The organism is Marilutibacter penaei (genome assembly GCF_014145395.1).
Classification (GTDB): Bacteria; Pseudomonadota; Gammaproteobacteria; order Xanthomonadales; family Xanthomonadaceae; genus Marilutibacter; species Marilutibacter penaei.
Window position 1 is genome coordinate 341,703 of sequence record NZ_JACHTE010000003.1, and the last position, 26,060, is coordinate 367,762.

The 26,060-nt window shown below is 70.9% G+C and carries 26 protein-coding genes and 1 riboswitch; of the genes, 24 read left to right on the forward strand and 2 right to left on the reverse strand.

What is annotated here, in order from left to right; genetic code table 11:
* The 13 genes from gspE (at position 1) to H4F99_RS05840 (ending at position 12,958) form a co-directional block, all read left to right on the forward strand.
* The gene (gene gspE / locus H4F99_RS05780) at positions 1-1,731 is read left to right on the forward strand and encodes a type II secretion system ATPase GspE (protein ID WP_182668772.1); all 1,731 of its coding nucleotides are present in this window, start codon (positions 1-3) and stop codon (positions 1,729-1,731) included.
* A 4-nt stretch (positions 1,732-1,735) separates the two neighbouring features.
* Entirely contained in the window at positions 1,736-2,953 is a 1,218-nt protein-coding gene (gene xpsF / locus H4F99_RS05785) for a type II secretion system protein XpsF (RefSeq protein WP_182668773.1), read from the forward strand.
* Positions 2,954-3,144: 191 nt separating this feature from the next.
* A complete protein-coding gene (gspG, locus tag H4F99_RS05790) occupies positions 3,145-3,579 on the forward strand; it encodes a type II secretion system major pseudopilin GspG (protein WP_182668774.1) in 435 nt (144 codons plus the stop codon).
* A gap of 18 nt (positions 3,580-3,597) precedes the next feature.
* Entirely contained in the window at positions 3,598-4,095 is a 498-nt protein-coding gene (xpsH, locus tag H4F99_RS05795) for a type II secretion system protein XpsH (RefSeq protein WP_182668775.1), read from the forward strand.
* Positions 4,092-4,523, forward strand: coding sequence for a type II secretion system protein XpsI (xpsI, locus tag H4F99_RS05800; protein WP_182668776.1), 432 nt, complete (start codon positions 4,092-4,094; stop codon positions 4,521-4,523). Before xpsH ends, xpsI begins: the two co-directional genes overlap by 4 nt.
* Positions 4,520-5,170: a prepilin-type N-terminal cleavage/methylation domain-containing protein gene (locus H4F99_RS05805; protein ID WP_182668777.1), complete on the forward strand. Its 651-nt coding sequence runs from the start codon at positions 4,520-4,522 to the stop codon at positions 5,168-5,170. The genes xpsI and H4F99_RS05805 overlap by 4 nt, the downstream gene beginning before the upstream one ends.
* The gene (locus H4F99_RS05810) at positions 5,170-6,054 is read left to right on the forward strand and encodes a type II secretion system minor pseudopilin (protein WP_182668778.1); all 885 of its coding nucleotides are present in this window, start codon (positions 5,170-5,172) and stop codon (positions 6,052-6,054) included. Before H4F99_RS05805 ends, H4F99_RS05810 begins: the two co-directional genes overlap by 1 nt.
* Entirely contained in the window at positions 6,051-7,409 is a 1,359-nt protein-coding gene (locus H4F99_RS05815) for a PilN domain-containing protein (RefSeq protein ID WP_220481048.1), read from the forward strand. The genes H4F99_RS05810 and H4F99_RS05815 overlap by 4 nt, the downstream gene beginning before the upstream one ends.
* Positions 7,406-8,023 (forward strand): type II secretion system protein GspM, encoded by a 618-nt coding sequence (gene gspM, locus H4F99_RS05820; RefSeq protein ID WP_343064147.1) that lies wholly within the window; start codon positions 7,406-7,408, stop codon positions 8,021-8,023. The genes H4F99_RS05815 and gspM overlap by 4 nt, the downstream gene beginning before the upstream one ends.
* Positions 8,010-8,831, forward strand: a complete 822-nt coding sequence (locus H4F99_RS05825) for a general secretion pathway protein GspN (RefSeq protein ID WP_182668779.1) — start codon at positions 8,010-8,012, stop codon at positions 8,829-8,831. The genes gspM and H4F99_RS05825 overlap by 14 nt, the downstream gene beginning before the upstream one ends.
* 10 nt (positions 8,832-8,841) lie before the next feature.
* Positions 8,842-11,109, forward strand: a complete 2,268-nt coding sequence (gspD, locus tag H4F99_RS05830) for a type II secretion system secretin GspD (RefSeq protein WP_182668780.1) — start codon at positions 8,842-8,844, stop codon at positions 11,107-11,109.
* Between the two features lie 44 nt (positions 11,110-11,153).
* Positions 11,154-12,092 (forward strand): glycosyltransferase family 2 protein, encoded by a 939-nt coding sequence (locus H4F99_RS05835; protein ID WP_246371315.1) that lies wholly within the window; start codon positions 11,154-11,156, stop codon positions 12,090-12,092.
* Positions 12,089-12,958 carry a glycosyltransferase family 2 protein gene (locus tag H4F99_RS05840; RefSeq protein ID WP_182668781.1) on the forward strand — a complete coding sequence of 290 codons (870 nt, stop codon included), beginning with the start codon at positions 12,089-12,091 and terminating at the stop codon, positions 12,956-12,958. Before H4F99_RS05835 ends, H4F99_RS05840 begins: the two co-directional genes overlap by 4 nt.
* Before the next feature lie 9 nt (positions 12,959-12,967).
* Here the strand turns inward: H4F99_RS05840 and pyrF are convergent, their stop codons facing one another.
* Both pyrF and ettA read right to left on the reverse strand, forming a co-directional pair.
* Entirely contained in the window at positions 12,968-13,780 is an 813-nt protein-coding gene (gene pyrF, locus H4F99_RS05845; protein ID WP_182668782.1) for an orotidine-5'-phosphate decarboxylase, read from the reverse strand.
* A gap of 77 nt (positions 13,781-13,857) precedes the next feature.
* A complete protein-coding gene (gene ettA / locus H4F99_RS05850) occupies positions 13,858-15,519 on the reverse strand; it encodes an energy-dependent translational throttle protein EttA (protein WP_182668783.1) in 1,662 nt (553 codons plus the stop codon).
* A gap of 189 nt (positions 15,520-15,708) precedes the next feature.
* On the opposite strand from ettA, the gene glyA reads away from it, so the two are divergent.
* From glyA to H4F99_RS05905, 11 genes are all read left to right on the forward strand, one after another.
* Positions 15,709-16,977 carry a serine hydroxymethyltransferase gene (glyA, locus tag H4F99_RS05855; RefSeq protein WP_182668784.1) on the forward strand — a complete coding sequence of 423 codons (1,269 nt, stop codon included), beginning with the start codon at positions 15,709-15,711 and terminating at the stop codon, positions 16,975-16,977.
* 16 nt (positions 16,978-16,993) lie between these two features.
* The gene (nrdR, locus tag H4F99_RS05860; RefSeq protein ID WP_182668785.1) at positions 16,994-17,512 is read left to right on the forward strand and encodes a transcriptional regulator NrdR; all 519 of its coding nucleotides are present in this window, start codon (positions 16,994-16,996) and stop codon (positions 17,510-17,512) included.
* A gap of 42 nt (positions 17,513-17,554) precedes the next feature.
* Complete coding sequence (gene ribD, locus H4F99_RS05865; RefSeq protein ID WP_182668786.1) at positions 17,555-18,676, forward strand: bifunctional diaminohydroxyphosphoribosylaminopyrimidine deaminase/5-amino-6-(5-phosphoribosylamino)uracil reductase RibD; 1,122 nt, start codon at positions 17,555-17,557, stop codon at positions 18,674-18,676.
* Between the two features lie 3 nt (positions 18,677-18,679).
* On the forward strand, positions 18,680-19,447 hold the full coding sequence (locus H4F99_RS05870; protein WP_182668787.1) for a methyltransferase domain-containing protein: 768 nt from the start codon (positions 18,680-18,682) through the stop codon (positions 19,445-19,447).
* A 597-nt stretch (positions 19,448-20,044) separates the two neighbouring features.
* Positions 20,045-20,219: riboswitch (FMN riboswitch) on the forward strand.
* Positions 20,220-20,351: 132 nt separating this feature from the next.
* Positions 20,352-20,963 (forward strand): riboflavin synthase, encoded by a 612-nt coding sequence (locus H4F99_RS05875; protein ID WP_182668788.1) that lies wholly within the window; start codon positions 20,352-20,354, stop codon positions 20,961-20,963.
* Complete coding sequence (gene ribB, locus H4F99_RS05880) at positions 20,960-22,084, forward strand: 3,4-dihydroxy-2-butanone-4-phosphate synthase (RefSeq protein WP_182668789.1); 1,125 nt, start codon at positions 20,960-20,962, stop codon at positions 22,082-22,084. The genes H4F99_RS05875 and ribB overlap by 4 nt, the downstream gene beginning before the upstream one ends.
* 77 nt (positions 22,085-22,161) lie before the next feature.
* Positions 22,162-22,674 (forward strand): 6,7-dimethyl-8-ribityllumazine synthase, encoded by a 513-nt coding sequence (ribH, locus tag H4F99_RS05885; protein WP_182668790.1) that lies wholly within the window; start codon positions 22,162-22,164, stop codon positions 22,672-22,674.
* Positions 22,671-23,129 carry a transcription antitermination factor NusB gene (gene nusB / locus H4F99_RS05890; RefSeq protein ID WP_182668791.1) on the forward strand — a complete coding sequence of 153 codons (459 nt, stop codon included), beginning with the start codon at positions 22,671-22,673 and terminating at the stop codon, positions 23,127-23,129. Before ribH ends, nusB begins: the two co-directional genes overlap by 4 nt.
* Before the next feature lie 28 nt (positions 23,130-23,157).
* Positions 23,158-24,114 (forward strand): thiamine-phosphate kinase, encoded by a 957-nt coding sequence (thiL, locus tag H4F99_RS05895; protein ID WP_182668792.1) that lies wholly within the window; start codon positions 23,158-23,160, stop codon positions 24,112-24,114.
* 492 nt (positions 24,115-24,606) lie between these two features.
* Positions 24,607-25,461, forward strand: a complete 855-nt coding sequence (locus tag H4F99_RS05900; protein ID WP_182668793.1) for an N-formylglutamate amidohydrolase — start codon at positions 24,607-24,609, stop codon at positions 25,459-25,461.
* Complete coding sequence (locus H4F99_RS05905) at positions 25,458-25,955, forward strand: tyrosine/phenylalanine carboxypeptidase domain-containing protein (RefSeq protein WP_182668794.1); 498 nt, start codon at positions 25,458-25,460, stop codon at positions 25,953-25,955. The genes H4F99_RS05900 and H4F99_RS05905 overlap by 4 nt, the downstream gene beginning before the upstream one ends.
* Positions 25,956-26,060: the final 105 nt, after the last annotated feature.

The following is a 26,060-nucleotide window of genomic DNA, read 5'->3' on the forward strand; positions in this document are numbered from 1 at the left end:
ATGGATACCGCGAACGAACAGGCCGTGGCCGCTTCCGATGCCCCGCTGGGCGTGGATGAGCGGATCGTCGAGGCCCTGCTGGCCAAGGGGCGCCTGAAAGAGGCCGACCTGGGCCGCGCCCGCCGCCTGCAGGCCGAAACCGGCGGAAGCCTGCTCGCCCTGCTGGGCCGGCTGGGGCTGGTGTCGGAGCGCGACCATGCCGAGACCGTGTCCGCCGTGACGGGCCTGTCCCTGGTCGCGGCCAAGGATGCGCCCGATCTCCCGCCGGAAGACGTCGCGCTCAGTGTCCGGTTCATGAAGCAGTTCCATGTGTGCCCCCGCAACGTGACCCAGCACGCGGTCGAGATGCTGATGGCCGATCCCCAGGATCCGTATGCGGTCGACGCCCTGCGCCTGGCGCTGCAGCGGCCGCTGATCCTCAAGGTGGGCCTGCGCTCGGAAATCGATGCCCTCATCGAGCGCTGGTACGGCCAGGGCCGCAGTGCGATGGGCGCGATCATCGAGACCGCCGAGGGCGAGGGCAGCGGCGACATGGACGACGTCGAGCACCTGCGCGACCTGGCGTCCGAGGCGCCGGTGATCCGCCTGGTCAACCTGGTGATCCAGCGCGCCGTCGAACTGCGCGCCTCCGACATCCACATCGAACCCTTCGAGAACCGCCTCAAGGTGCGCTACCGCGTCGACGGCGTGCTGCAGGAAGGCGAGAGCCCGCCGCCCAACCTCACCGCCGCGGTGATCAGCCGCATCAAGATCATGGCGAAGCTCAACATCGCCGAGCGGCGCCTCCCGCAGGACGGCCGGATCATGCTGCGCGTGCAGGGCAAGGAGCTGGACCTGCGCGTGAGCACCGTGCCCACCGCGCACGGCGAGAGCGTGGTGATGCGCCTGCTCGATCGCGAGACGGTCGTCTTCGACTTCAAGAAACTGGGCTTCACCGACCATTTCCTGCCGCAATTCCAGAAGGTGCTGGACCAGCCGCACGGGATCCTGCTGGTGACCGGCCCAACCGGCTCGGGCAAGACCACCACGCTCTATACCGCGCTGAGCAAGCTCAACACGCCCGACGTCAAGATCATCACCGTCGAGGACCCGGTCGAGTACCAGATCGAGGGGATCAACCAGATCCAGGCCAAGCCGCAGATCGGGCTGGACTTCGCCCAGGCCCTGCGCTCGATCGTCCGCCAGGACCCGGACACGATCATGATCGGCGAGATGCGCGACCTGGAGACCTGCCGCATCGCGATCCAGTCGGCGCTGACCGGCCACCTGGTGCTTTCGACCCTGCACACCAACAACGCCGCCGGCGGCATCACCCGCCTGCTCGACATGGGCGTGGAGGACTACCTGCTCACCTCCACGATCAACGGCATCCTTGCCCAGCGCCTGGTCCGCCGCCTCGAACAGCGGCATGCCGAGAAGTACCTCGCCAGCGTCGAGGAGATCGAGAAGTTCGACCTGCGGCGCTACCAGCCCGAGGGCGACATCCACCTGTATCGGCCGCGGCCTTCGGCGGTGTCGCCGACCGGCTACTCGGGCCGCACCACGATCATGGAGTTCCTGGTCATGAACGACGCCCTGCGGCGCGCGGTGATGCGCCACGCAGGCATGGGCGAGCTGGAGCAGATCGCCCGCGAGTCGGGCATGCGCACGATGTACGAGGACGGCATCGCCAAGGCCCTGGCCGGCGAGACGACGATCGAGGAAGTGCTTCGCGTGACCGAGGACGCGTGACGCGATGGCGCTGTTTTCCTACAAGGCGCTAAACGCACGCGGCGAGACCCTGGAAGGGCAGATGGAAGCTGCCAGCCGCGATGACGTGGCCCAGCGCCTGCAGGAGCAGGGCCACCTGCCGGTCGAGGCACGGCTGGCCAGCGAAGGGGGTGGCGGTTCACTGCTGAAGACCCTGACCCGGCCCCGTCCGTTCGCTGGCGAGCGGCTGGTGCAGTTCACCCAGCAACTGGCGACCCTGCTGGGCGCGGGCCAGCCGCTGGATCGCGCACTGAGCATCCTCCTCGAGCTGCCGGAGGACGATGCCGCGCGTCGCACCCTGGTCGAAGTCCGCGATTCGGTGCGGGGGGGCAGTGCGCTGTCCACCGCGCTGGAACGGCAACACGGCACGTTCTCGCGCCTTTACATCAACATGGTGCGTGCGGGCGAGGCCGGTGGCAGCCTGCAGGAGACCCTGTCCCGGCTGGCGGAGTACCTCGAGCGCAGCCGTGCGCTGCAGGGCCGGGTCGTCAATGCCCTGATCTACCCGGCGATCCTGCTGGTGATGGTGGGATTGAGCCTGCTGTTCCTGCTGGGCTACGTGGTGCCGCAGTTCGCGCAGATGTACGAGAACCTCGATGCCGCGCTGCCGCTGTTTACCCAGATCGTGCTGGGGGTCGGGCTCTTCGTGCGCGACTGGTGGATCGTCCTGCTGGTCGTCCCCGCCCTGGCGGCGTGGTGGTTCGACCGCAAGCGGCGTCAACCCGCGTTCCGCGAAGCGCTGGATGCGTGGATCCTGCGCCGTCGCTTCTTCGGCGGGCTGGTGGCCAAGATGGAGACGGCGCGTCTCGCGCGCACGCTGGGCACCCTGGTCCGCAACGGCGTGCCGCTGATGGCCGCCCTCGGCATCGGACGCAACGTGCTGGGCAACCGGGTGCTGGCCGCGGATGTCGAGGCGGCCGCCACCGAGGTCAAGAACGGCGTGGCGCTGTCCACCGCCCTCGCCAGGGGCAAGCGGTTCCCCAAGCTCGCCCTGCAGATGATCCAGGTCGGCGAGGAGTCCGGTGCGCTGGACACCATGCTGGTCAAGACCGCGGAAACGTTCGAACAGCAGACGTCGCTCGCGCTGGACCGGATGCTCGCGGCGCTGGTTCCGCTGGTGACGGTGGTGCTCGCAGGTGTCGTCGGCCTGGTGGTCCTCGCCGTGCTGACGCCGCTGTACGACCTGACCAATGCGATCGGCTGACCGCGCGCCGTGCCATGGCGGGAACCTGAACGCCCGCTCCGCGGTGGGGCCCGTGCAGCGGCAACCGGGTGCCGATTGCGGTACACCGGCAGGGGCATGGACGCGTCACCCCGTTCCGGCGGCGGCACCGGTGCCGGTTTGCAGCAATTGCTAGGTGTTCGAAGCATTTTCAATCCACAAGGAGGCTTGCCATGAAGAACCGTCGTTCGATGACCCATGCGCCCTCGGCCCTGCGCCAGGCCGGCATGAGCCTGATCGAGATCATCATCGTCATCGTGCTGATCGGCGCCGTGCTCACGTTCGTGGGCAGTCGGGTGCTGGGGGGCGCGGACCGCGCCAAGGCCAACCTGGCCAAGTCCCAGGTCACCACGCTGGCCCAGAAGGTGGAATCGTTCCAGATGGACACCGGGCGCCTGCCCGGCTCGCTCGACGAACTGGTCACCGACCCCGGGAACGCGCCGGGCTGGCTGGGTCCGTATGCCAAGCAGCAGGAACTGGCCGATCCCTGGGGGCATCCGGTCGAATACCGCACGCCGGGCGAGACCGGGCCCTTCGACCTGGTGATCCTCGGCAAGGACGGCAAGGCGGGTGGCACCAGCGTCGACGGCGACGTGCGCTACGAGTAAACGCGCCTCCCGCCCTCCATGCGCGTGTCCCCGTCTCCCCTGCGACACGAGCGCCGCAGGCCGGCCAAGCCGGCGCGCGGCGTGTCGCTGGTGGAAATGCTGCTGGTGGTGGCGCTGTTCGCGGTCGCCAGCCTGCTGGCCGCCGCGGTGCTGACCGGCGGCATCCGGGGGATGCAGTTGCGGTCGGCCGCCAAGGACGTCGCGGCGGCGCTGCGGTATACCCGGGCCCAGGCGCTGGCCTCCGGCAAGCCGCAGCGTTTCGTGATCGACCCGCAGGCCCGCAGCTGGAATGCCCCGAACGGCCGTGACGGCGAGATTCCACCCGCGGTATCGGTTCGCTTCACGGGCGCGCGGCAGGCGCAGGCGACCGAGGGGCAGGGCGCGGTGATGTTCTTCGCCGATGGCGCGGCGACCGGCGGGCGCGTGGAGTTGTCGGTCGAGGATGCCGCCTGGCATGTCGACGTGGCCTGGCTCACCGGCCAGGTGAAGCTGCGTCGTGCGGAGCCGGGGTCGTGAGCGGGCCGCGCCAGCGCCAACGGGGTTATACGCTGATCGAGGTGATCGTTGCCTTCGCCCTGCTGGCGACCGCGCTCGGCTTGTTGCTGGGCACGCTTTCGGGCGCGACCCGGCAGGTGCGCTGGTCCGGTGACGCCGGGCGCGCCGCCCTGCACGCGCAGTCGCTGATGGACCAGCTGGGCGTGGCCATCCCGATCCGGACCGGTCGCGAGGAGGGCGATTTCGAGGACGGTCGCTACCGCTGGACGCTGGAGATGGCCCCCTGGGAAGACCCGCAGACCCCGCCCGAACTCCAGGGGCTTCCCAGCCCCACCGGCAACCGGCTCTACGAACTCGTGCTGGCGGTCGAATGGGGCGACGGAGGGCCGGCCGGCAGCCTGCACCTGCGCACCCTGCGGCTGGTCCAGTCGGGGCTCGAAGCGCCATGAAGCGCTCGCGCGCCCGGGGATTCACGCTGGTGGAGGTGCTGCTGGCGACGGTGTTGCTGGCCGCCGGGCTGGCACTGGCCTTCGCGACCCTGGGCGCGGCAACCCGCACGGTCAACCGCGGCGAGGCGATGGCCGAACGGGGCGAGCGCGAACGCGCGGTGCTCGGTTTCCTGCGCAGTCGCATCGCCGCTGCCCGGCCCGTGGCGTTCGGCCTGGACGAGGACACCACCCTGCCGCTGCGCTTCATCGGCGAGCCGGACCGCATGCGTTTCGTCGCGAACCTGCCGGATTACCTGGGGCAGGGCGGGCCGTACCTCCATGAGTTCGGAGTCGAGCGCAACCAGGACGAACGCCGGGTCGTGCTCGACCTGAAAGTGGTGCAGGCCGGCCAGACGTTCGAGGACCTCCAGCCCAGGCCTCCGGAGCTGTTGATCGGCGCACTGGGCGAAGCGCACTTCCGCTATCGGGCGCTGGACGGCAACGGTGAACTGACCGAGTGGCTGGACCGGTGGGAGACCAGCGAGCAACTGCCCCTGCTGGTCCAGGTGACCCTGGTCGACATCGATGGCCGCCCGTGGCCGCCGCTGGTGGTGGCCCTGCCGCAGGCGGGCAACCTGGCCGGCGGGTCGTTCGTGGGGGGGCTGTGATGGGACATGCCCGCGCCCGGGGTGCCGCGCTGCTGCTGGTCCTGTGGCTCATCACCCTGTTGACGGCGCTGGTGGGGGGGTTCGCGCTGGCGGCGCGCGTGGAAGCCCTTCAGGGCCGCGTGCTGGTCAGTGGTTTCGTGGCGGGCAACAGCGCGCATGCCGGCATCGACTACGCGATGACGCGGGTGGACCTGGCCGATCCCAAGCGGCAATGGCGGCCCGACGGACAGCCGCACGGCTGGCACTATGGCGGCGCGGAGATCGAGGTGCGCATCGTCGACGAGAACGGCAAGGTCGACTTGAACCAGGCCGACATGGCCCTCCTGTCGCAGTTGCTCCAGGTGCTCGGCAGCGATCCGCAACAGGCCGCGCAACTGGCATCGGCCATCATCGACTGGCGTGACCTGGACATCCTCACGCAGGTCGCGGGCGGGGCCGAGGACCAGGACTATGCCGCGGCGGGCCGTCCCTACGGTGCGAAGGATGGCGAGTTCGAAAGCGTGGCCGAACTCGAGCAGGTGCTCGGCTTCACGCCGGAACTGTATGCGCGAATTGAGCCGCACGTCACGATTTATAGCGGCCTCGCGCGGCCGGAGCCTGCGTTTGCTTCTTCCGAGGTGCTGAGTGCGATGGGGCTGGACGGAGAGGCCATCATCGAACAGCGCCGGCAACTCGACCCGGTGACCGGACTGCCGGTGGGCGTCACGCCGGATGGACAGTCGCTCGTGGGCAGCCGGAGCGGAACGTATAGTATCGACAGTCGCGCGCGGCTGACGGATGGCCGCGAAACGGTGGTGCGCGCCGTGGTCCGGGCCGGGGGGAGCGCGGTGCCCGGCAAGGCCTACACCGTGTTGCGCTGGGAGGAGGGAGTTTCACCACGATGACAGGATGGCGTGACCGCCTTGGGCCGACGATGGCCCGGCTGTGGCCGGGTGCGGACCGCTTTTTGAGCTGGTGGGGCCACAACCTCGCGGCCTGGCTGCCCGACCGGATGCGTCGTGCGCTGGGGGTCGGGCGTGGCCGGCTGACGTTCCGGGCGTCCGGCGCCGAGATCGTGCTGGCCCGCCAGCGCGACGGCGTGCTCGACGAACTGGCCCGGATCCCCGCGCATGGGGATGCCACGGTCCCGCCTCCCTTCACCGGTGAGCCGGTGGCGGATCCCCTTGGGCGCCTGCTGGCCCCGCGGATCGCTGAACTGCCACGCTGGCTGCTGCTGCCTGCCGCCAGCTGCCTGCGCCGTCGCCTGGCGCTGCCGGCGGCCGCGGCGGATCGCCTGCGTGACGTGGTTGGCTTCGAAGTCGACCGGCAGACGCCGTTCGAAGCCGCAGACGTGGTGTACGACGCCCGCCTGCTCGGACGCCGTGAGGCCGACGGCCAGCTCGACGTGGAACTGGTCGTGGTGCCCCGCCATGCCGTCGCGCCGCAACGTGCCGCGCTCGGTCCGCTGGCCGATGGCCTCGCCGGCATCGACGTGATGGGCGAGGACGGGTTGCCGATCGGCGTCAACCTGCTGCCACCGGACGCCCGGCGCCAGCAGCGCGATCCCTGGAAGACCTGGAACTGGGGGCTGGCCCTGCTGGCCGTGGTGGCGTCCGCGTTGATGCTCTGGCAGGTGTTGCAGAACCGGCGCGCGGCCGCGGATGCCTTCGAGCAGCAGATCGCCGCGCGTGCGGAGGCCGGCCGGCACGCCGCGCAGCAACGCCAGCAACTGCAGCACCTGGTCGACGGCCAGCGGTTCCTCGATGCCGCGCGTGCGGCCCGGCCCACCTCCATCGACGTGATGGAGGAGCTGACGCGACGCCTGCCGGACAGCACCTACCTGGAAAAGCTGTCGCTGGAAGACACCCGGATGATGCTGATCGGGCTGAGCAGCGAAGCGCCGGCGCTGATCAGTCGCCTGCAGGGCGCCCCGTACTGGCGTTCACCGGCGCTGGCCGGGGCGCTCCAGCCCGATCCGGCCAGCGGTCGCGACCGGTTCACGCTGACGGCCGAGCTGGTGAATACCGCCGTGCAGACCCCGCTCGAGGCAGGCCCGGTGCCGGTCGCGCCCGGCGATGGTGAGGATCCCGCCGAAGCGCCTGCAGCGGCCATGCCGGACGCGGGGTCCGGGACGCCACCCGTCGGCGCCCCGTCGCCCGAGGCCGCGTCCGAGGCCGCGATGCCGGCTCCGCCCGCCGACATGCCGCCGCCCCCGCCGCCGCCCGCCGAGCACATGAACAATCCGGGAGGCGCGCCGTGACGCCCGCCCGGAGAGACCGCTGGCTGGCGCTGGGCCTGCTCGTCGGCCTGCTGGTGCTGGGCTATTTCGTGCTGGTCCATCCGTGGTGGACGGTGCCGATGATGGCGGTCGACGACCGCATCGATGCCCTGCAGCAGCGCGAACTGCGGCTGAGGATGCAGATCGAGCAGCAGCCGGAGGTCGAAGCGCAACTGGCGCGCCTGCAGGCGCTGCAGTCGCGCAACCCCGGCTTCATGCCCGAGTCCAACCCGGAGCTGGCCACCGCCACCCTGATCCAGCGGCTGGAGCGCGTGGTGGAGGCCGCGAGCCCGGGCAACCGGAGTTGCGGCATCGTCAACCGCTCGCCGCTGGAACCGAGCAACCGCGAGCCCTACACCCGCGTGACCGTACAGGTGCGGCTGAGCTGCGGTGCGCGCGAGACCGCCGCGGTCCTGCATGCGCTGGAAAGCGGTTCCCCGCGCATGTTCATCGGCAACCTCAACATCCTGGTGCAGCGACGCTACTACACGCCCGGGAGCGGCAACGACAGCAACGAAGGCGGCCAGGACGTCAGCTTCGACCTCTACGGTTACCTGCTGCCCAATGCACGGGAGGCGGCCGATGCGCCTCGATAATGCAGGCCCCCGTACCTGGTTGCTGGGCGGTGCCGCCGCGTGGTCGGTGCTGGCGCTGCTGCTTGCCTTCGCGGGGATGGGCCGGTACGTCGGCCTGCTGTCGGGCAGCGAGGACGACCGGCCCGCGTTGCCCGCGCTGCCGACCACCGGACCGGCACCCCTGGGGCCGCTGGAGCAGTATGCCGAGATCGGCAACCGTCCCTTGTTCAGCGACGACCGCGCACCCAAGCCGTTCGTGCTGCGTGGCGACGACGGTGAGGAAGCCGAGGACGCCGTGTTCGACTACGTCCTCAGCAGCGTGCTGATCACCCCGCACCTCAAGATGGCGATCATCCAGCCCGCCGACGGCAGCGAATCGGTCCGGGTCAAGCTGGATGAGGCGCCCGAGTCCCACCCGGCGTGGCGGCTGGTCGAACTGGCCGCACGCTCCGCGGTGTTCGAAGGGCCCGAGGGCCGCCGGACCATGGAACTGCGGGTGTTCGACGGGCAGGGCGGTGCGGCCCCGACCGCGATCAGTCGCCCGGCCGATGGCCTCCCCGCGCCGCCCGCAGACGCCGGGGAGGCATCGCCTGGCGGAGAGCCGCGCAATCCCGGTCAGGTGGCGGATGCCGATGAAGCCCCGGCCGACGCCGACGCCCAGCCGGCCATGACGCCCGAATCCCAGATGGAGGCGATCCGCCAGCGCATCCAGGCGCGCCGGGAAGCCTTGCGCCAGCAGGCCGAGAACCGGCGCAATCCCCCGCAGCGGCCCACGCCGCCGTCGCCCCCTTCCTCCCCGCCATCCAGCCCGCCTCCCGAGAGCCGGTAGAGTGCCCGCAATGAAGCCAGCCACACGCTCCAGCATCCCCCACGCCGCCGCTTGCCCGACGCCCGGACCGCTTGCGAGGCCCGCACGTCCCGAGAGCGTGGGGCGGCAGCTGCTGCTGGCGGCCACCATCGTCGCCCTGCTCAACGCCTGTGCGTCCGCGCCGGTTCCCCGGATCAGCCGCGATGCAGACCTGGGCACGCCAGCCGGGACCGCCGGCACCGGTACGGCCGACATGCCAGCGGCGGTGGCGGGCGAGCCGCTCGACGACCCCGCGGCCGGCCCGCAGCCGCAGATCCGCCGCGGTACTGGCCAGGTCCTGAACCAGCAGGCCGCCGCCGCGCCGCCGCCCAACCTGGGCGCCACCACCGGCGAGGCCACCTTCAACTTCGAGGGCGAATCCCTGCATGCGGTGGTGAAGGTCATCCTCGGCGACATGCTGGGCCAGAACTACGTGATCGCCCCCGGTGTGCAAGGCACGGTCACCTTGGCCACGCCCCGGAAGGTAAGCGCCGCCAACGCGATGAGCCTGCTGGAGATGGTGCTGGGCTGGAACAACGCCCGCATGGTCTATGCCGACGGCCGCTACAACATCGTGCCCGCCGACCAGGCGGTGGCCGGCAACGTCGCGCCGCGCACCGGAAGCCCGGCCAGCGCGCGCGGCTTCGAGGTCCGTGCCGTCCCCCTGCGCTACATCTCCGCCGAGGAAATGAAGAAGGTGCTGGAGCCGTACGCGCGCCCCAATGCCATCGTGTCCACCGATCCCGCCCGCAACATCATCAGCATCGCCGGTACGCGTTCCGAACTGGAGAACTACCTTCGGACCATCGATATCTTCGACGTCGACTGGCTGTCGGGCATGTCGGTCGGCGTGTTCCCGATCCAGAGCGGCAAGGCCAGTGAGGTCGTCGCCGACCTCGAGAAGGTGTTCGGCGAGCAAAGCAATTCCCCGGTGTCCGGCATGTTCCGCTTCATGCCGCTGGACGGTGCCAACGCGGTGCTGGTGATCACCCCGCAGGCCGAATACCTCGACGACATCCAGCAGTGGCTTGAGCGGATCGACAGCGCGGGCGGCGACATGCAGCTGTTCACCTACGAGCTCAAGTACATCGACGCGGCGGACCTGGCCGAGCGCCTGTCGGAGGTGTTCGGGAGCGGACAGCGCCAGAGTGGCGGTGGAGGTCGAGCCCCCTCTCTGATGCCGGGCCTCGACCCGGTCGAACTGGAGAGCACGGACGGCGGCAGCGTCGCCAATATCGGCGGGCGCTCCGGAAGTGGGATGGGAAGCGGCTCCGACGGTGGGAGCATGTCGCTGGGAGACCGCGAGGGCGGGGGCAACGCCAGTGTGATGCTGGAAGTGCAGGGCGCGCAGGTCGGCGTATCCGCGGTGCCGGAAACCAACTCCCTGCTCGTGCGGGGCTCTCCATCCGCCTGGCGCTCGATCCGGGACGTGATCGAGCGGCTCGACGTCATGCCCATGCAGGTACACATCGAGGCGCAGATCGCCACCGTGCAGCTGACAGGCGACCTGTCCTACGGCGTCAACTGGTATTTCGAACAGGCGGTCAATGCGGCGACGGACGACGGCGGTGCCGGCTTGCCGAGCGCGCTCGGCCGGACGATCTGGGGCGATCTCGCCGGTCGGGTCACCAATACCGGTTTCGGCTGGACCTTCCTGGGCGTCAACGCCGCAGCGGTCATCAGCGCGCTGGACAGCGTTTCCGACGTCCAGATGCTGCAGTCGCCCTCGCTGTTCGTGCGCAACAACACCGAAGCATCCTTCAATGTCGGTGCGCGGATCCCCATCCAGTCGGTGACGGTGGATCCCGGGCTCGGCAACAGCTACGGGCAGGTGCAGTATCTTGAAACCGGCACCATCCTCAAGGTCCGGCCGCGCATCACCCGCGACGGCACGGTCTTCCTCGACATCGTCCAGGAGATCAGCGCGCCGGCCGGGGACCCCGACGAGTTCGGAAACGTGCGCATCGACACCCGCAAGCTGCAGACCGAGGCCGCGGTCAAGAGCGGCGAAACGGTCATGCTGGCGGGCCTGATCAACGAGGGCACCAGTCGCGGCTCGAGCGGTTTGCCGGGCCTCAGCCGGATTCCGGTGATCGGCGGGCTGTTCGGGCGCCAGACGTCGAATTCCAAGCGCGAGGAAACCATCATCCTCATCACGCCCAGGATCGTGCGCGATCCGCAGGAAGCCCGTAAGCTCACCGATGACTATGGACGCCAGTTCCGGGCGCTGGAGCCGCTCAATCGCACGCCGGACCGCTGAGCCAGCATCGCTGGCGCAGTGTGTCCGGACCTACGGACACCTGCATGGCTGAACTGCCCGTCGTCGTGATCCCCGTCGGGACCGACGAGACGTCCCTCGATGCCTGCCTCGGCGCGCTGGACGCCTGCACGCCACGCGGCACGCGCGTGTGGCTGGCCGACGATGCGGAGTCGGGACCGCGCGGGTACGCACTGGTCGAGCGCTGGATGGCGGGAACGCGCCTGCAGGCCGACTACACCCGGCGCCAGCAGCGGATCGGGCCGGTCGCGCACCTGGACGAGGTGTTGCGGGCCTGCGGCGATGCCGACGTGGTGGTCCTCTCGCCGGACGCGCGGCCGACGCCGGGCTGGCTGTCCCGCCTTGCCGGTTGCGTGCGCGGTGATGCCTCCATCGGCACCGCGACGCCCTGGTGCAATGCCGGCGAGGCCGCGGCATGGCCCCGGATCGGAGAGATCTCGCCGATGCCGGATCCGGTGGCGATCGCCGGCGCGGCGGCCTCGATGCCGACCTTCAATCCCGAGCTGCCCGCGGCGGTGGAGCATGCGGTGCTGCTGCGCGGCAAGGCACGCCTGCGAGCCGGCGGGCTGGATACGGACAGTTACGGCTCCTGGTACGCGGCGCTGGCGGACCTGTCGCTCCGCCTGGCCGGCCTGGGGTGGCGCAACGTCCTGTGCGAGAACGCCTTCGTGCTGCGTGAGCGCGAGGGCAGGCCATTCGACGGCGACATGGACCGCCTGGGCGCGCGCTGGCCCGACTGGCACCCGCGGCTGGCACGCTTCCTGATGCAGGACCCGCTGCGCGAGCCGCGGGCCCGGCTGCATGCGTGCCTGGTCGAGCAGGACCGGGACGATCCGCAACGCGACCTGTTCTTCCACGCCGCCGATCCCGCCGATAACGTCGGGGCGGCTGTGTCGGGCGAAGCACGCGACGCGGGCGAGTCAGGCCGGTCCGGCCCACGGTCGTCGGCGACGGAGGCACCATGACGCCGTCGGACGCGCCCATCGCGGCCGTGGTGGTCAGCTACCGCAGCGCCGAGACCATCGACGAGTGCCTCGATCGCCTGCAGGCCTCCGACGGGGTCGCCGAGATCCGCGTCGTCGACAACGGCTCGGATGACGGCACCCTCGAGATCGTGCAACGCCATGCCGCGCGCGACCCGCGCGTGCGCTTCATCGCCAACCCCGACAACCCCGGCTTCGCCGTGGCCTGCAACCAGGGCGCCGGTGACAGCCAGTCGCCGTGGCTCGCGTTCGTCAATCCGGACTGCCTGCTCGAGCCGGATGCGCTCGCGCGCCTGCGTACGTGGGCGCGCTCGCTCGAAATGCCCCTGATCGGCGCCGACCTGGTCGACGAAGACGGCGTCCGCGATGCCGCGGCGCGGCGGCGCGATCCGGACTTCGGGTCCATGCTGCATGGGTTGCTGGCCGGCACGTTCCTGCGCCGCAGTACGGCGCACGTGATGGCCGTGCCGCCCGACGACGCGACCGAACTGCAGCCGGTGCAGGCCGTGTCCGGCGCGCTGATGCTCATGCCGCGCACGCTGTTCGAGCGTATCGGGGGCTTCGACGAAGGCTACCGCCTGCATGCCGAGGATCTCGACCTGTGCCGGCGTGCGCGTGAGGCCGGGGCCCAGCTCGCGGTGGCCAACCGGGTCCGCGTCCTGCACCTGCGCGGCGTGTCGAGCCGCAGCCGACCGTTCTTCGTCGAGTGGCACAAACACCGGGGGCTGGCGCGCTACTTCCGCCGTTTCGAGGCATCGCGACTCCGCCTGCCGACGCGCATGGCCGTGCTCACGGCGATCTGGCTGCGCTACCCGTTCGCGGTGGCGCGTGCGGCACTTCGCCGTTAAGCCAGCGCGTCAGTGCGCGCGGTTGATCGTGTCGCGCAGCGCGCGCGCCTCGCGGGCGGCTGCCTCGGCGTAATCGTCGCCGCTGGAGGCGTACAGGATCGCCCGCGAGCTGCTGATCACGAGGCCGCTGCCGTCGGCGGTCCGCGCATGGGTCACGACGGCGCCCGCGTCACCGCCCTGCGCACCGACGCCGGGGACGAGGAAGGGCACGTCGCCGACGATCGCGCGGACCTCGCGCAGCTGCTCCGGCCAGGTCGCGCCGACCACGAGCATGCAGTTGCCGTGGGAGTTCCACTCGTTCGCGACCTTGTCCGCGACGTGCTGGTAGAGCGGGCGACCGTCCACCACGAGGTCCTGCAGGTCGCCGGCGCCCGGGTTCGACGTGCGGCACAGCACGACGACGCCGCGGTCGGCGCGGTCGAGGAAGGGCTGCACCGAGTCGCGGCCCAGGTAGGGGTTGGCGGTGACCGCGTCGGCCGCGTAGCGGTCGAAGGCTTCGGTCGCGTAATGCTGGGCGGTGCTGCCAATGTCGCCGCGCTTGCTGTCGAGGATCACCGGCACGCCGGGGTGTTCGGCGTGCACATGAGCGATGAGCCGCTCGAGTGCGCCTTCGGCCCCGAGCGCGGCGAAGTGCGCGATCTGCGGCTTGAACGCGCAGGCGAATTCCGCGGTGGCGTCGACGATGTCGCGGCAGAACGCGAAGACCGCGTCCGGATCGCCGGCGAAGCGCGCCGGGAACTTCGCCGGTTCCGGATCGAGGCCGACGCAGACCAGCGTCCCGGCCTGGTTCCAGCGCGCGTGAAGGGCCTGCATGAAGCTCATCGGGGGACCTCGTCCAGGCGGCGACCGGCCGCGGCATCGGGCCCGCCCGCGCACTCGCGCGGGCAGGCGGTGGGGCTTTACTTCAGCGCCTTGAAACGCAGGCGGTGCGGACCGGCGTCGTCGCCGAGGCGACGCTTCTTGTCTTCCTCGTACTCGCGGTAGTTGCCCTGGAAGAACTCCACGTGCGAGTCGCCCTCGAAGGCGATGATGTGCGTGGCGATGCGGTCCAGGAACCAGCGGTCGTGCGAGATCACGAAGGTATTGCCCGGGAACTCCAGCAGGGCATCTTCCAGCGCGCGCAGGGTCTCGATGTCGAGGTCGTTGGACGGCTCGTCGAGCAGCAGCACGTTGCCGCCCTGCAGCAGAGTCTTGGCCATGTGCAGGCGGCCGCGCTCACCACCCGACAGGCTGCCGACCATCTTCTGCTGGTCCTGGCCCTTGAAGTTGAAGCGGCCGATGTAGGCCCGCGACTGGATCTCGATGCCGTTGATGTTGAGGATGTCCAGGCCGCCGGAGATTTCCTGGAAAACGTTGTGGTTGCCTTCCAGCTTCTCGCGGCTCTGGTCGACGTAGGACAGCTGCACGGTCGGGCCGACCACGATCTCGCCGGAGTCCGGCTTCTCCTGCCCGGTGATCATCTTGAAAAGCGTCGACTTGCCGGCGCCGTTCGGGCCGATGATGCCGACGATGGCGCCGGGCGGAATGATCATCGACAGGTCGTCGATCAGCAGGCGGTCGCCGAACTTCTTCGAGACGTTCCTGAACTCCATCACCGAGTTGCCGAGGCGCTCGCCCGGCGGGATGAAGATCTCATTCGTCTCGTTGCGCTTCTGGTAGTCGACCGACTGCAGCTCGTCCAGGCGGGCCAGGCGCGCCTTGCCCTTCGAGCGGCCGCCCTTGGCGTTCTGCCGTGACCACTCCAGTTCCTTCTGGATCGCCTTCTGGCGGGCTTTTTCCTGGTTCTCTTCCTGCTTCAGGCGCTCGTCCTTCTGGACCAGCCACTCGGTGTAATTGCCCTTCCACGGGATGCCGCGACCGCGGTCCAGCTCGAGGATCCACTCGGCGGCGTTGTCGAGGAAGTAGCGGTCATGGGTCACGGCCACCACGGTGCCGGTGTAGCGCGCCAGGAACTGCTCCAGCCATTCGACCGACTCGGCGTCGAGGTGGTTGGTCGGCTCGTCGAGCAGCAGCATGTCCGGCTTGCTCAGCAGCAGGCGGCACAGCGCGACGCGACGCTTCTCGCCGCCCGACAGCGGGCCGATCTTCGCATCCCACGGCGGCAGGCGCAGCGCGTCGGCGGCGATCTCCAGCTGCTGCTCCAGCGTGTTGGCGTCGCCACTGGCGAGGATCGCCTCCAGGCGCTCCTGCTCCTTGGCCAGCGCGTCGAAATCGGCACCGTCCTCGGCATAGGCGGCGTAGACCTGTTCCAGCGCGGCCTGGGCCTGCAGCACCTCGCCGACGCCTTCCTCGACGGCCTGGCGCACGGTCATCTCCGGGTCGAGCTGCGGTTCCTGCTCCAGATACCCCACCTTGATCCCCGGCTGCGGGCGGGCCTCGCCCTCGAAGTCGGTGTCGACGCCGGCCATGATCTTCAGCACCGTCGACTTGCCCGCGCCGTTCAGGCCGAGCAGGCCGATCTTGGCCCCCGGGAAGAAGCTCAGCGAGATGTCCTTGATGATCTGCCGCTTGGGTGGGACCACCTTGGACACGCGGTTCATGGTGTAGATGTATTGCGACATGGGGGCTCCGCAGGGCGACGGCGGCCGCCGCCGAGGGGCAGGGGCCGTCCAGGTTCGATCAGGTGACCGCGGATTATCCCGTACCGCCGGGGGCGATGCCAGCCGGGACGCGGCGCGGGCCGTGCCGGCGTTCAAGTTCGCGTAGACTTCGAGGTCCCCTCCCACCCCACCACGACCCCCGGAGACGCAATGTTCCCGCGCGACGTCCGTATCGAAGGATTTGACCCCGAACTGGCCCAGGCCATCGCCGCCGAAGCCCAGCGCCAGGAAGACCATGTCGAGCTGATCGCCAGCGAGAACTACGCCAGTCCCTGCGTGATGGAAGCCCAGGGCAGCGTGCTGACCAACAAGTACGCCGAGGGCTACCCGCACAAGCGCTACTACGGCGGTTGCGAGTACGTGGACGTGGCCGAGCAGCTGGCCATCGACCGGCTGAAGGCGCTGTTCGGGGCCGGCTCCACGGAGAACATGTACGCGAACGTGCAGCCGCATTCCGGCAGCCAGGCCAACCAGGCCGTCTACCTGGCCCTGCTGGCGCCGGGCGACACCATCCTCGGGATGTCGCTCGCGCACGGTGGCCACCTGACCCACGGCGCCAAGGTCAATGTCTCGGGCAAGCTGTTCAACGCGGTGCAGTACGGCGTCGACGACGCCGGCCTGATCGACTACGACGAGGTCGAACGCCTCGCGCTCGAGCACAAGCCGAAGATGGTCGTGGCCGGCTTCTCGGCGTACTCGCAGAAGATCGACTGGGCGCGTTTCCGCGCGATCGCCGACAAGGTCGGCGCGATCCTGTTCGTCGACATGGCGCACGTCGCCGGCCTGGTCGCCGCCGGCGTCTATCCGAATCCGCTGCCGCATGCGCACGTGGTCACCTCGACCACCCACAAGACCCTGCGCGGCCCGCGTGGCGGCATCATCGTCGCCCAGGACCCGTCCGAGGAGCTGGTGAAGAAGCTGCAGAGCATCGTCTTCCCTGGCATCCAGGGCGGCCCGCTGATGCACGTGATCGCCGCCAAGGCGGTGGCTTTCAAGGAGGCGCTGGACCCGTCGTTCAAGGACTACCAGCAACAGGTCGTCAAGAACGCGCAGGCCATGTCCAAGGTGGTGATCGAGCGCGGCTACAAGATCGTCTCCGGCGGCACCGAGAACCACCTGATGCTGATCGACATGATCGGCAAGGGCGTGACCGGCAAGGCCGCCGAGGCGGCGTTGGGCAAGGCCCACATCACCGTCAACAAGAACGCGGTGCCGAACGACCCGCAGAAGCCCTTCGTCACTTCGGGCCTGCGCATCGGCACGCCGGCGGTCACCACGCGAGGTTACCTGGAAGCCGACTGCACCGAGCTCGCGCACTGGATCTGCGACGTGCTGGACGCGCCGGAGGACGAGGGCGTGATCGCCACGGTGCGCGACAAGGTCACCGCGCAGTGCCGGAAATTCCCGGTCTACGGCTGAGCAGGCGAGGCCGCCCTTGCACTGTCCGTTCTGCCAGCACGCCGACACCCGCGTGATCGACTCGCGGGTGTCCGACGACGGCGCCACCATCCGCCGTCGTCGTGTCTGCGAGGCCTGCGGGGAACGCTTCAGCACGCTCGAGACCATCGAGCTGAAACTGCCGGCGATCATCAAGAGCGATGGCCGCCGCGAGGCCTTCGACGCGCGCAAGCTGCGCGCCAGTTTCGACCGTGCCCTGCAGAAGCGCCCGGTGTCCGAGGAGGACATCGAGGCCGCGGTGCGCGCGGTGGTCCACCAGCTGCGGATGACCGCCGAGCGCGAGCTGGCCTCGCTGCGCGTCGGTGAGTTCGTCATGGCCGAGCTGCGCAAGCTCGACCACGTCGCGTACGTGCGCTTCGCTTCGGTGTACCGGTCCTTCGAGGACGTCGCCGACTTCCGCGAGGAGCTCGACCGGCTGGAGAGCGACCACGCGGGCGAGGGCCAGCTGCCCCTGCTCGACTCGCCGGAGCCCCCCGCCCGGGGCCGCAAGCGCTAGCGGCGGCCCCGGCACGCACCCCATCGAGGAGGATGCCGTTCCATGCCCGGAACCCCGCCGCCGGCCACTGCCTTCACCGCCGCCGACCACGCCTTCATGGCCCGCGCCCTGCGCCTGGCCGAATGGGGCGCCTACACCACCAAGCCGAATCCCATGGTCGGCTGCGTGCTCGCGAAGGACGGCGAGGTCGTCGGGGAGGGCCTGCACGTGCGGGCCGGCGAGCCGCATGCCGAAGTGAACGCACTGCGTGCAGCCGGCGACGCCGCGAAGGGCGCGACCGCCTACGTGACGCTGGAGCCCTGCGCGCATACCGGGCGTACCGGCCCGTGTGCGGAGGCGCTGGTCGAGGCCGGTGTCGCGCGCGTGGTCGCGGCGATGCAGGACCCGTTCCCCGATGTGTCCGGCAAGGGCTTCGAGCGCCTGCGTACGGCTGGGATCGAGGTGGCCTGCGGACTGATGGAGGCGCAGGCCCGGCATCTCAACCGCGGCTTCCTGTCGCGCATCGAGCGCGGCCGCCCGTGGGTGCGGGTCAAACTGGCCACCAGCCTGGACGGCCGTACGGCGCTGGCCAATGGCGAGTCGAAGTGGATCAGCGGTGAGGCCTCCCGCCTCGACGTGCAGCACTGGCGCGCGCGCAGCAGCGTCATCCTGACCGGCGCCGGTACCGTGCTGGCCGACGACCCGTTGCTGACCGCGCGGCTCGAGGACGACCGCCCGGTCATCCCGCCGATGCGCGTGGTGCTGGACCCGGGCCTGGCCACGGTCGCGCGCGGCCGGGTGCGCGAGGGCGACGCTCCGACCCTGTACGTGCACGCCCCGGACACCAAGCCGCCGCGCGGGCTCGATGCGCAGATCGTGTCGGCGCCGGTCAAGGCCGGGCGCTTCGATCTCGACGCCGTCCTCCGAATGCTCGCCGAGCGCCACCAGGCCAACGAGGTCCACGTGGAGGCGGGCGCGACGCTGGCAGGGGCCTTCCTGCAGGCCGGCCTCCTCGACGAACTCGTGCTGTACGTCGCCCCGGTCCTGCTGGGGGGCAAGGCGCGTCCCCTGTTCGACGGGCTGGACATCGCGACGATGGCCGACCGCCTGCGGCTGGAGGTGCTCGACAGCCGCCGCTTCGGCGAGGACACCCGGCTCGTCCTCGGGCCCGCTGGCCGGGGCTGAGTCGTGGCCGGCGCCGGCTTCAAGGACCATTTCTCCGGTGTCGCCGGCGCCTATGCCGCGGCGCGGCCGGGCTACCCCGATGCCCTGTTCGACACCCTGGCGGCGGCCGCCCCTGCCGGCCAGGCGGTGTGGGAGCCCGGCTGCGGCAGCGGTCAGGCCACCCGCGGGCTGGCGGCGCGCTTCGGCGTCGTGCATGCGCGCGACCCGAGCGCGGAGCAGCTGGCGCGGCACTGGGCGCACGACGCCGCCGGAAGCGGCGTGGACCTCGCGGTCGAACCGGGCGAACGCACGGCGCTGGGCGCCGCCAGCGTCGGCCTGGTCGCAGTGGCGCAGGCGCTGCACTGGTTCGATCGCGCCCGCTTCTTCGCCGAATGCGAACGCGTGCTCGTGCCCGGTGGCGTGCTGGCGGCCTGGGGCTACGGCGATTTCCTGCCGCCGGCGGGCATGGACGCGGCGGTGGGCGACTACCGCCGGCAGATCGAGGCCCACTGGCCGCCCGAGCGGGCCGAGGTCGATGCCGCCTACGCCGGTTACGCGTGGCCGTTCCCGCCGGTACCGGCCCCCGCGTTGATGCTTGAAGCCGACTGGACCCTGCCGCGTTTCCTCGGTTACCTGGCCAGTGGCTCCGCCCGCGCGCGCTGCCTCGCCGCGACGGGCGACGATCCGGTCGAGCGCCACGGCCCGGCGCTGGCCGCGGCCTGGGGTCCCGCCGACCGCATCCGCCGGCTCACCTGGCCGCTGTTCCTGCACCTGCGCCGGAAGCCGGACTGACGCGAGGGGGACCGCCGCGACCGGCCGGACGCCCCGGCGCGATCCGGTGGTCTTCGCGACGAATGTCCCCCGGCGGCCGCCAGCGGCCGCCTCCTCCTTGATTTCGCCGCGAAGCCCCCCGGCCACGCCGGTGCCGTCGGCGCGTGGAGATAGGGGCCGGCCGACTGGGATTCGGAAGGCCACCGATTTCTGGACACTCCGCTTGCGCTTTCAAGAACACCCGAAGCCCGGAACTCCACGGTCGCGGAAGGCGCCGGTCGACGGGATGGGGGGTGCGGAGAGCCGGACAGGACGTCCGGCGACCCGACTTGAAGACAGGACGTCGTCAGGAGGGCGCAGCAACCCCCATCCCGGCGGGCGGCGACGCTGTCCGAAGCCGTCTCCGCGCAGCCGGTGTCATGGCAGCCCAAGGCCACCTGCTTGATCCGCGAGCCTCCGCGCCAAATCCGCGACCTTCCCGCCATACCCGCGAACCTCACAGCGATATTCCCGAGCCCCCATCGGGACACCCCGTTCCACTGCCGTTCCGGGGCGTCCCCGGCCCCGGTGGTAGAATCCCCGCGCCGACGGCCCCTTGGGTACGCCGGCAGACCACATCGACGTCTTCAGGGCGGGGTGGAACTCCCCACCGGCGGTAGGCCTTTCGAGGCGAGCCCGCGAGCGCCTCCGGCACCGCCGGAGGGTCAGCAGATCCGGTCCAATGCCGGAGCCGACGGTCACGCTGCGCCCGGCCTGCCGGGACGGCCCACAGTCCGGATGGAAGAAGACGGCAACGCACGCACCCACGGATTTCCGCGGGGCGCGCGTGCCTCATGCCTGCAAGGCGTTTTTCGCCCAACCACGCGGGAAACGTTATGACCAGCCACCGCTCCACCCAGCGTCCCGCCTCCCCGGAGGCGTGCTGATGTTCACCGGCATCATCGAAGGTGTCGGCCACCTCGCCGCCACCGAAGCCCTGGGCGGCGACGTCCGCCTGCACCTCAAGGCCGGCAGCCTGCCGTTCGACGACGTCCGCCTCGGCGAGAGCATCGCCGTCAACGGCGTCTGCCTGACCGTCATCGACTTCGACGCCGAAGGCTTCGCCGCCGACGCCTCCAACGAGACGCTGGCGCTGACCAGCCTCGGCCACCTCGAGCCGGGTGCGCCCGTGAACCTGGAGCGCGCGATGCGTCCCAGCGACCGCCTCGGTGGCCACCTCGTGAGCGGCCATGTCGACGGCCTCGGCCAGGTCGTCTCGATCACCGACGACGCGCGCGCGCAGCGCTGGCGCTTCACTGCGCCCGCCGCGTTGCTGCGCTACATCGCCAAGAAAGGCTCGATCTGCGTCGACGGCGTCAGCCTGACCGTCAACGAGGTCGACGGCGATGGCTTCGAGGTCGCCCTGGTGCCGCATACCGTCGCGCACACCGCGTTCGCGCAGACCCGCGTCGGCAACCTGGTCAACCTCGAGATCGACCTGGTCGCGCGCTATGTCGAGCGGCTGCTGGCCGGTCGCGACGCGGAGGACAAGGCATGAGCTTCGCGCCGATCCCCGAACTGCTGGAGGAGATCCGCAACGGCCGCATGGTCGTCATCGTCGACGACGAGGACCGCGAGAACGAAGGCGACCTGATCATGGCCGCCGAGCTGGTCAAGCCGTCGGACATCAACTTCATGGTCACCCACGCGCGCGGCCTGGTCTGCCTGTCGCTGACGCGCGAGCGCTGCGCCCAGCTCGGCCTGCCGCCGATGGTCCGCGACAACACCTCGCAGCACCACACCAACTTCACCGTCAGCATCGAGGCCGCCGAGGGCGTCACCACCGGTATCAGCGCCTACGACCGCGCGCATACCGTGCGCACCGCGGTGCGTCCGGATGCGAAGCCCGGCGACCTGCACCAGCCCGGCCACATCTTCCCGCTACAGGCGCAGCCGGGCGGGGTGCTCAACCGCGCCGGCCACACCGAGGCGGCGGCCGACCTGGCGATGCTCGCGGGGCTGGAGCCGGCCGGCGTGCTGGTGGAGATCCTCAACGAGGACGGCTCGATGGCGCGGCGCCCTCAGCTGGAGGCCTTCGCCAAGGCGCACGGCCTGAAGATCGGTTCGATCGAAGCGCTGATCGGCCACCGCCTCGATACCGAGCACACCGTCGAACGCGTCGATGCGCGCCCGATCGACACCGAGCACGGCGAGTTCCAGCTGGTCACCTACCGCGACCGGCTCAACCACGGCCTGCATTTCGCCCTGGCCCTGGGCGAGGCGGTGCCGTCGATCCCGACCCTGGTACGGGTGCACCCGATGAACCCGCTGGCCGACGCCCTGCACTGGCGCCGTCCGGACTTCGGCCCGGCGGTCGGTGACGTGCTCGCGGCGATTGCCGCCGAAGGGCGCGGCGTGCTGGTCGTGCTCGGCGGCGACGCCCCGGGCCCCGACGCGCTGCTGCGGCGCATCCAGGCGGCCCCGCGCGCCGAGGCCGAGCCGGCCGGCGACGGCGGCGGGCGCGGGCAGGCGCTGAGCGAATGGCGGCGGAACGGCGCCGGCAGCCAGATCCTCGCGGACCTCGGGCTCGGCAAACTGCGCGTGATGGGCACGCCGCGCAAGCAGATCGGCCTGGCCGGTTTCGGCCTGGAAGTGGTTGAGTACGTGGACCCGGCCTGAGCGCGGATGTCGGCCCGATGACGGTTTGTCACAAACCAGCCGCTAAACTGACACCTTTCCCGAGAACCGGCCCCTCCATGTCCCATATCGAAGGCGACCTGCGCAGCCCCGACGGCGCGCGCTACGCCATCATCGCCAGCCGCTGGAACCCGCGCATCACCGACACCCTAGTGGCCGGGGCGCGCACGACCTTCACCGGGAACGGCGTGGCCGAGTCCGACGTCGACGTGATCCGCGTCCCCGGCGCCTGGGAGATCCCGCTGACCATCGCCCGCCTGGCCCATGCCGGCGGCTACCGCGCCTTCGTCGCGCTGGGCTGCGTGGTGCGCGGCGACACCCGCCACTACGAGCAGGTGGCCGACGGCTGCTCCAATGCGCTGATGCAGGTATCGCTCGACCACGGCGTGCCGGTCGCCAACGGCGTGCTGGCTGTCGACCGTTTCGAGGACGCCGAGGCCCGCGCCGGCGGCAGCCACGGCAACAAGGGCGAGGAAGCCGCCCTGGTCGCGATCGAGATGGCCCACCTGTTCTCGCAGCTCCCCGCCGGCGCGTTCGACCTGCCCGACTTCATCGAGGAAGCCCAGCCATGAACCGTCGCCGTCCCGATGGCATCGACCCGGTCGCACGCACCCGCGCCCGCCGCCGCGCCCTGCAGGCGGTCTACGCCTGGCAGATGTCCGGCGCGCCGGTGCGCGAGGTGATCGCCCAGTTCGCCCATGAGCAGGCCCGTGAGCAGGCCGACCTCGCCTATTTCGAAGACCTGGTGATCGGCGTCGACGCGCACCGCAAGGAACTGGACGAAGCGCTGGCGCCCTTCCTCGACCGCAAGGTGGAGGAGGTCGACGCGATCGAGCGCGCCGGCTTGCGCATCGCCGCCTATGAACTGCGCCACCGCCTCGACGTGCCGTATCGCGTGGTCATCAACGAGGCGATCGAGAGCGTCAAGAAGTTCGGCACCGAGCACGGCCACACCTACGTCAACGGCGTGCTCGACCATGCCGCCGCCGAGTGGCGCGTGGCCGAGGTCGGCGCCGCGCGCGGCTGACCCGCGCGACCGGTCGGGGGCACGGCGCGTGGCCGAGTTCGACCTGATCGAACGCATCCGCCGCCGTGCCGGCGTGCGCGACGACGTGGTGCTCGGCATCGGCGATGACGCCGCCCTGCTGCAGCCGCCGTCCGGGCGGCAGCTCGTCGTCGCGATGGACACCCTCAACGACGGCGTGCACTTCCCGCGTGGCACCGCCCCTGCCGACATCGGCTGGAAGGCGCTGGCGGTCAACTTGTCCGACCTCGCGGCGATGGCGGCCGAGCCGGCCTGGTGCACGCTCTCGCTGTCCCTGCCCGATGCCGACGCCGGCTGGCTCGACGGCTTCCTCGATGGCTTCCTGACGCTGGCCGACGCCCACCGCGTCGCCCTGGTCGGCGGCGACACCACCCGCGGCCCGCTGTCGGTCTGCGTGACCGTGCACGGCCTCGTGGCGCCCGGCCGTGCGTTGCGGCGCGACGCCGCGCGGGTCGGCGATGCGGTCTGGGTCAGCGGTACGCTCGGCGATGCCGCCGCGGCGCTGGCCCTGCTGGAGGGCGGCGCGCCGGTGCCGGCGGCGCTGCGCGCGCGCCTCGACCGGCCGGTCCCGCGCGTCGCGCTGGGTGCCGCGCTGGCCGGGCAGGCGAACGCCTGCATCGACGTCTCCGACGGCCTGCTGGCCGACCTCGGCCACGTCTGCGACGCCAGCGGCGTCGGCATCCGCCTGCATCGCGACGCACTGCCGGCATCGGCCGGACTGCGCGCCGCCGTTGATGGCGAGGCGCTTGCCCGTTGCCAGGCCAGCGGCGGCGACGACTACGAACTGGCCTTCACCGCGCCCGCCGCGCGCGACGACGCCATCCGTGCCGCCGCCGCGGCCGCCGGCGTGGCGGTGACCCGGATCGGCGACGTGGTCGCCGGCGAGCGGGTGCGGGCCTTCGACGCCGACGGCGCCGAGTGGCAGCCGCCGGCCCGCGGCTACGCGCACTTCCACCGCGACGCCTGAGACCTGGGGGGGCCGGCGGCGAGCCCCGGCCCGCTCGCGAATGACACTGCGACGGCTCGCGGACGCCCCTCCGGGAGTCGTACGCGAGCCGTCACCCGCTCGTGCGCGAGTGCCCGGCGCCTCGTCCGCGAGCGGTCACCCGCCCGTGCGCGAGTGCCGGGTCCCTCGTCCGCGAGCAGTCACCCGCCCGAGCGCGAGCGGCTGATGCCGCGCCCGCGAGCAGGGAGCCGCTCGTGCACGAGTGCCTGGAACCCCACCCGCGAGCCGTCACCCGCTCGTGCACGAGTGCCTGGAACCCCACCCGCGAGCAGGTATCCGCCCAAGCACGAGTGCCCGGCGCCTCGTTCGCGAGCAGGTAGCTGCCCATTCACGAGTGCCCGGCGCCTCGTTCGCGAGCCGCGCCATGCGCATGCACGCCGTTCCCGCGCGTTTCTTGAACGCACCGTTCAGCCGCTCACCCGGCCCTCATGACGCGGGTGGAAGCATCGGCCCATGGACGGAAAGAGCACCGACACGCCTGCCGGCGGTGGCTTCTTCACCCGCGCGGCCCCACTCGCGCTGGCCCGGCCGGACGAAGACTGGGACCTGGTCCTGGGCGACGGCCCGGTCATCGCCACTGCGATCCACGACGGCCATGCGATGCGCACCGCGCTGCTTCCGCACCTGGCGGTGGACGACGCCGGCCGCCGCCGCGAGGAGGACCCGCTGACCGGCGCGCTGGTGGCGGCCGGCGACGTCCGCCTGCGCGTGCGTGCCTCGCGCTTCCAGGTCGACCTGAACCGGCCGCGGGCGCTGGCGCTGTCCACCGACCCGGCCGACACCTGGGGTCTGCGGGTATGGAAGGGCGCGCTGCCCGAAGCGGAAGTGGCGACCTCGCTGGCGGCGCACGATCGCTTCTATGCGATGTTCCGCGAACTCGTCGACACCCTGCTGCAGCGCTTCCCCGCGTTGCTGGTGCTGGACATCCACAGCTACAACCACCGTCGCGACGGTGCCGGCGACCCGCCCGCACCGGAGGCCGGCAACCCCGACATCGACGTCGGCGCCACCACCCTCGACCGCGCCCGCTGGGGGCACGTGGCCAAGACGCTGGCGGCCGGCCTGCGCGCCCATCGCGCCGGCGGCCGCGAACTCGACGTGCGGGAGAATGTCCGCTACGACGGCGGCGGCCACTTCCCCGAATGGCTGCATGCCACCTGGCCGGAACGGGTCTGCGCAATCTCGCTCGAATACAAGAAGGTCTACATGGACGAGTGGACCGGCAGTGCCGACATCGCGGTGCTGGACGACCTGCGGCGCGGCCTCGAGGCCGCGGTGGCGTCGGTGCGCGGCGAGTTCCTGCCATGAGCGCGATCGCCGCCGCGGCCCCGCGCGCGCTGCCCCCGGTGGCGGCCGCGGTCGACGAGGCGCTGGTCGCGCTGGACCGCGACATCGACTGGCTGCTGGCGCTGACCCCGGTGGCCAACGACGCGCTGTGGGCGGGTTTCGAGGCCAGCGGTTTCGCCGGGATGCCGCCGTTGCGCTACATCGACCTGGAGATCGATCTGGACGAGGCGCGCGATCGCCTCGACGCCTTGCCGGTCGACGCCATCGAGTCGCCGTTGCTGGCCGGCGTGCTGTCGGAGAAGCAGCGCGAACTCGAGCGCCACCTGCAGCTGGTGCGCCTGCGTGGCACCGAGGGCTTCCGCAGTGCCAGCCTGGACCTGTTCGGCGGGGTGGAAGCCGGCCTGCTGACGCTGGCCCGCCGGATCCTCGCCGAGGTGCCCCCCGGCACGCCGCTGCAGGCCGATGCCGGCATCGACGAGGTGGTGGAGGCGGTGACAATCACATCGCCTTATTAATCAATTGGTTGCGGTGCTAAACGCCAGAAATGCCCCCATAAATACCCCCAGAACGCATCGACTGGTCCTAACGCCTAATTCGTCTCGATCTTAGCGCTCCTCCGA